At 28.7% G+C, this 387-nt stretch carries 1 protein-coding gene; it reads left to right on the forward strand.

The window, feature by feature from the left end; all coding sequences use genetic code 11:
• On the forward strand, nucleotides 1–383 hold a 383-nt coding region (locus tag KA828_RS11775), incomplete at its 5' end, for a transposase (RefSeq protein WP_210126268.1).
• Nucleotides 384–387 lie beyond the last annotated feature (4 nt).

Raw genomic sequence — 387 nt, forward strand, 5'->3', positions numbered from 1 at the left:
GCATTGTAAATTACTTATTAGATGTAGATGAAGAATTATATAATACATATCACTACGTTCATGAGCTAAGACGATTATTAAAAGAAAACCAAATAGAGAAATTTAATCATAAACTCTTTTCTATTCATCTTTCAGATGTGTGTCCTAAATTACGCCCAGTCATTAGAACTTTAAGACGATTAGCAACTTTCATTGAAAATACTATGACATATTCTAACCTGACCAACGGTCCGTTAGAAGGAATTAATAATAAAATCAAACTCATTAAAAGGGTATCTTTTGGTTATAGAAATTATGATAATTTACGTAATAGAATTATTATAACTTCGCGACTATTTGCCTCAACAACAAAAAAAGAGATTAAACAACCTAAGGTTGCTTAATCTC

The sequence above is a fragment of the Staphylococcus sp. GDY8P85P genome, from assembly GCF_017892405.1.
Lineage (GTDB): Bacteria > Bacillota > Bacilli > Staphylococcales > Staphylococcaceae > Staphylococcus > Staphylococcus borealis.